The sequence below is a fragment of the Photobacterium sp. OFAV2-7 genome, from assembly GCF_022347985.1.
Classification (GTDB): Bacteria; Pseudomonadota; Gammaproteobacteria; order Enterobacterales; family Vibrionaceae; genus Photobacterium.
Genome location: NZ_JAKRFQ010000336.1, coordinates 1 through 5,178 on the forward strand (window position 1 = coordinate 1; position 5,178 = coordinate 5,178).

Below are 5,178 nucleotides of genomic sequence, written 5' to 3' on the forward strand. Positions count from 1 at the left end.
AGCATATCGATACCGAATCGGTGACTGACTCGGTCAGTACGCGCCTGCTTAACTCGGGTAAATTCCGTTTCGTTGATATGACCCGTGTTGAAAATGTGCGTAAGCAGCTGAACTTCCAAAACAACGATGAGCTGGTGAATCAGAGCACGGCGATTCAGTTTGGTAAAATGGTGGGTGCGGAATACATGCTATACGGCAACATGGCCAGTATCGTCAAGCAGGCTGGTAGCGATAAAGACGTATACTACAAGATGACCATGCGCCTGATGGATCTGGAAACCGGCCTGGTTGAGTGGGCTGACGAAACTGAAATCCGCAAGCAGGAAGCCAAGAGCCTGCTGGGTTGGTAATAGTCATATATGCTCGATCTCTGTCAAGACGTGAGGCGATGAGTGAATACGTTTGATCCCGCTTTGCTGAATGCCTTGCCGGATATCGAGTTACTTTCTGCCAGGCCGCTGACCGGCGGCCTGAGCAACCGCTGCTGGTTGCTTGAACTGCGAGATGTACGTACGGCCATGTGTTCAAAGGCTGTATGGCGACCGGTTGCCGAATCAAGCGTGGCGTTCGGGCTCTCTCGCGAACGTGAGCATCAGGTGCTAAAAAACCTTGAGTCATCTAACCTGGCCCCGCGTAGTATTGCGCTGCTAGATAAGGGCTTGCTCGTCGAGTGGCTTGAAGGGATGACAGCTGCTGATAACCTGTCTGATGAGGAGTTGCTGAAGCTCCAGGTCGACATTCATGCCTTGCCAGCCCCATGCTGGCGTCTTGATGTAAAGCGAAAAGCCGCCCATTACTGGGAGCAGATCGACGACGGACACAAATCTCCCTCATTGCAGCAGAGCGTTAACTATTTTCAGAACCTTCCCCTACAGAGCTGGTTTGATGACACTTGCTGCCACCATGACCTGGGACGATACAATATTATTTGCCAGCCCGAAGGGCATAAGCGGGTGATTGACTGGGAATACGCCGCCGCGGGAGATCCTTCTCTTGATCTGGCGCTGACAATCAGTGCCAATGGTTTGGAGCGGGAGCATGCTGTTGCGGTTTACTGCCAGCTGCTGGGCACCCAGGATCATGAGCGCTGGCTGGCTGCGGTAACGGCATGGCAGCCTTGGTGCCGATATTTGGCGATGCTCTGGTATTACGTTGGGGCAACGGTGTGGAAAGATAACAGCTACCAGACTGAAGCCGACAAGCTTGCCCAAGAGCTATTCCGAGAGCTACTCTAATCATGATTTAGCCCCTGGGGCATGAGCTTGCTGTTGAACGGCGTCAAGCCAGAACAGGTTGCTAACTCAGAAACGGGCCCCTCGCGGTACTAACTTCCCTGCAGTTTCTTTGCTGCGAAATATACTGCCGAAACTCAGGTCTACACTATTAATTCACCGATTCATTGTTCTGTTTAAGCAATTGAAAGGGAGTTAAGATGCCTCAACGGCTGACGCGTTTTGCTACGGGTGCTTTTATCATGCTCATCCTTCTGGGGTGTGTGATGCGCCTTGGCTACAATACTCTCAACTACTGGATTCCGTATTACCTTTCTGGTTATGTCACGCTGACTTCCAGCCAGGAAAAGGTATTTGATGCCGAGTTGGACAAAGCATTAGCTATTCACCGGCGGCAGGAGCTGCCAAAGATCCATCGTGAAATCTTTGCGTTGCAATCCGATTTGCAGCGACCGTTGTCGTTTGGCCAGGTCCGTGGCTATCACTTTTCGTTAACCGCTCTGGGGCAGGATTCAGTGGCTCTGCTGGCCAAACCGCTGGCGGCAACCTTCAAACTGCTGGATGATCAGCAAGTGGCGCAACTGAACGGTAATATTCAGTCTGCCATTGATGAGGTTAAGCAAGAACGCGAAATCCTGACAACCAGGCAGAAGATCGAGAAAAGAGCGAGTGCCCTTCAGGAGACGGCTGCGGATTGGGTTGGCACGCTGAGCAGCAGGCAAAAATCCTTGCTGAAGGAGCTGGCCGGGTACCAGGTTGAAATGGAGCCGGAATTCTTCACCGTTTGGTATCAGTTCCTGCAAAATTGGCGCGTGCTGATGGCAAATAGAGAGCGGCCGGATTTTGAAGCCGAGCTGAGCCGCGAGCTCCAGCGCCTGGTTGCTTTGGAAAATGATGCCATTCAGGCTGAACTGAACTTTTACCTTAATCGTCGTTTCGAGCTGTTAAGGCGATTTAATCATAGCCTGTCACAAAGCCAGCTTCGGTTTTTTGATAATCGGCTAAGTGCAATCCGCAAAGATGTAGCGGTTTTGATAAATCAATAGCGATAAATGGCACTTATTTGTTAAGAAAATCGTGTTTTTTGCCTTTTAAACCTTACGAAACGTGTTAGATTAAATTCAGAGTTAAGAATAAGAATGACGGGGATAACAAATGATCATCTATCTGCATGGCTTTGATTCTACAAGCCCAGGTAATCATGAAAAGGTACTACAGCTTCAATTTATTGACCCTGATGTTCGCTTTGTGAATTACAGTACGCTCCATCCTAAGCACGATATGCAGCATTTGCTCAAGGAAGTGCATAAGTTAATCGAAGAATCCAGCGACCCTCATCCGGTGATTTGTGGGGTAGGGCTCGGTGGCTATTGGTCTGAGCGCATCGGCTTTTTGTGCGGGATCAAACAGGTCATATTTAACCCAAATTTGCACCCTGAACTGAATATGGAAGGAAGAATTGACCGGCCTGAAGAATATGCCGACATCTCGACAAAATGTGTTACAGACTTTCGTAAAAAAAATGCCGGTAATTGTCTTTGCATACTTTCAACTAATGATGAAGTATTAGATAATCGCGATACAAAAGATGCCTTGGGTGATTACTACGAAATCATCTGGGATGAGAATCAAACGCATAAATTTAAAAAGATCTCGCAGCATCTACAAACTATAAAAGCCTTTAAAGAAACACGTTAATTACCTCCTACCCTCCGCAGACGGGCCCGGTCCGTCTGCTTCAATACCAAATTGCACAGTGGACTTTGGCGTGCCTGCGTGATCAGAGCATTGTTCAGTTTGGTATTAGTCAGCTAGCCAGAGCGTTGTCATCTGTCGTTTAAGGATGAATAACGGACCATTCGGCTCTGCGCAATAAAATTTATACAAAATAAGAGGAAGTTATCGTGACTCGTATTATCGTAGTTGGTGGTGGTGCGGGCGGTCTTGAGCTTGCGACCAAATTGGGTCGTACTCTGGGGCGCAAACGCCGTGCAACAGTAACACTAGTCGATCGCAAAGCCAGCCACCTGTGGAAGCCGCTGCTGCATGAAGTGGCAACCGGTTCGATGGATGCCGGGGTTGATGCCCTGAGCTATCGTGCTCACGCAAAAAACCATTCGTTTGATTTTCAGATGGGCAGCCTGCAGTCGATTGATCGAGAGAACAAGTCAATCAAGCTGGCCGCTCTCTATGATGAGCACGACGAGCTATTAATGCCGGAGCGTGAGCTGGAATACGATATTCTGGTATTGGCTATCGGCTCGACATCCAATGATTTCAATACACCGGGTGTGCGCGACAACTGTATTTTCCTGGACAGCCCGGAGCAGGCGCACCGTTTCCGTACTGAAATGAACAACCAGTTCCTGAAACTACACGCGAACAAAGACCAAAAAACCGTTGATATTGCGATTGTCGGCGCCGGTGCAACCGGGGTTGAGCTGTCGGCAGAGCTACACAACGCGGTGAAGGAGCTGCGCACCTATGGTTTCGGCGATCTGGACAGTTCGCGCCTGAATGTCAATCTGGTTGAGGCAGGCGAGCGTATTCTTCCGGCACTGCCGCCACGTATCTCCAGTGCGGCACATAGCGAGTTGACCAAGCTCGGGGTGAATGTGCGTACGGCGACTATGGTGACCAAGGCTGACGAAACCGGCCTGATGACCAAAGATGGCGATCATATCCCGGCTCAAATTATGGTGTGGGCAGCCGGTATCAAGGCGCCTGATTTCATGAAAGAGATTGCTGGCCTTGAAACGAACCGCATTAACCAGCTGGTGGTCAAGCCGACCCTGCAGACTACCCGTGATGATGATATTTATGTGATTGGTGACTTGGCCTGCTGCGAGCAGGAGGACGGTAGTTTCGTACCGCCGCGAGCTCAGGCCGCGCACCAGATGGCGAGCCGCTGTTTCTCTAACATTGTTGCCAAGATGACAGATCGCGCGCAGAAGCCTTATGTTTATAGCGACCATGGCTCACTGGTTTCGCTAAGCCGTTTCTCGACAGTGGGTAGCCTGATGGGCAACCTGACCAAGGGCTCGATGATGGTCGAGGGCCGCATTGCCCGTGTGGTGTATATCTCGCTGTACCGCATGCACCTGGTCGCGCTTCACGGTGTGTTCAAGACCGGTCTGATGATGCTGGTCGGCCGTATTAACCGCGTATTGCGACCAAATCTGAAGCTACACTAATCGTTAGTTGTTATAGGTTGCCTAGAATAATAAACGCCGCTATGTGTTAGCGGCGTTTTTGTGTCGTCATGATCTTCTTACATGAATTTTAATGAGGTTTAGTAAAGGCCTTAATTGATCTTGATGAGCTCGACATCAAAAATCAGTACCGAACCGGCCGGGATTGAGCCGACTGAGCGGTTGCCGTAGGCAAGCTCTGCGGGAATAAACAACCGGGTCTTTTCCCCTTCAACCATCAGCTGTAACCCTTCAGTCCAGCCTTTGATGACCTGGCTAAGGCCAAACTCGATTGTTTTGCCGCGCTCGACCGAGCTGTCAAATACAGTGCCGTCAATCAGCGTACCGTGGTAGTGAACGGTTACTTTGTCAGACGGTTTCGGGTGTACCGTGCCGGTACCTTCCTGAAGAACAAGATACTGTAGGCCGGATTCTGTGCTCTTCACGCCTTCCTGCTGTCCGTTTTCAGCCAGAAACTCCTGGCCAATTTTGATGTTTTCAGCAGCTGATTGCTTATTGCTTTGAGAGCGTTGCATGAAGAAAATGACAAGGCCGATGATCGCAATAGTGATGATAATTTTAAACACGATAGATACCCGCTCCTTAGCTTGAGGTCTGGCTCATAGTACCCTAACCGTATAATTCATACCAACTTTGTCCGCAAGTATGCAGTGATCCTGGTCACTGTGAAATGATTATGCTGTCGGGAAGACTGGCTTGGCAGGGCGCAGATCTTGCGGGATCAGCGAAAACAC

The 5,178-nt window shown here is 49.9% G+C and carries 6 protein-coding genes; 5 read left to right on the forward strand and 1 reads right to left on the reverse strand.

From position 1 onward, the window contains the following. The 5 genes from lpoB to MHN01_RS16125 form a co-directional block, all read left to right on the forward strand. A partial coding sequence (gene lpoB, locus MHN01_RS16105) for a penicillin-binding protein activator LpoB (RefSeq protein WP_239412273.1) occupies positions 1-350 on the forward strand: 350 nt, incomplete at its 5' end. A 42-nt stretch (positions 351-392) separates the two neighbouring features. Further along, on the forward strand, positions 393-1,235 hold the full coding sequence (locus tag MHN01_RS16110; protein WP_239412274.1) for a phosphotransferase: 843 nt from the start codon (positions 393-395) through the stop codon (positions 1,233-1,235). A gap of 197 nt (positions 1,236-1,432) precedes the next feature. Further along, the gene (locus tag MHN01_RS16115; RefSeq protein WP_239412275.1) at positions 1,433-2,278 is read left to right on the forward strand and encodes a DUF6279 family lipoprotein; all 846 of its coding nucleotides are present in this window, start codon (positions 1,433-1,435) and stop codon (positions 2,276-2,278) included. Between the two features lie 109 nt (positions 2,279-2,387). Further along, positions 2,388-2,930 carry an alpha/beta hydrolase YcfP gene (gene ycfP, locus MHN01_RS16120; protein ID WP_239412276.1) on the forward strand — a complete coding sequence of 181 codons (543 nt, stop codon included), beginning with the start codon at positions 2,388-2,390 and terminating at the stop codon, positions 2,928-2,930. Positions 2,931-3,136: 206 nt separating this feature from the next. Beyond that, the gene (locus tag MHN01_RS16125; protein WP_239412277.1) at positions 3,137-4,426 is read left to right on the forward strand and encodes an NAD(P)/FAD-dependent oxidoreductase; all 1,290 of its coding nucleotides are present in this window, start codon (positions 3,137-3,139) and stop codon (positions 4,424-4,426) included. Positions 4,427-4,536: 110 nt separating this feature from the next. On the opposite strand, the gene MHN01_RS16130 is transcribed toward MHN01_RS16125, so the two are convergent. Continuing rightward, on the reverse strand, positions 4,537-5,010 hold the full coding sequence (locus MHN01_RS16130) for an FKBP-type peptidyl-prolyl cis-trans isomerase (RefSeq protein WP_370646514.1): 474 nt from the start codon (positions 5,008-5,010) through the stop codon (positions 4,537-4,539). Positions 5,011-5,178: the final 168 nt, after the last annotated feature.

Coding starts and splice junctions, on each gene's coding strand:
- MHN01_RS16115 (WP_239412275.1), top strand. CDS start 1,433: ATGCCTCAACGGCTGACGCGTTTTGCTACGGGTGCTTTTATCATGCTC.
- ycfP (WP_239412276.1), top strand. CDS start 2,388: ATGATCATCTATCTGCATGGCTTTGATTCTACAAGCCCAGGTAATCAT.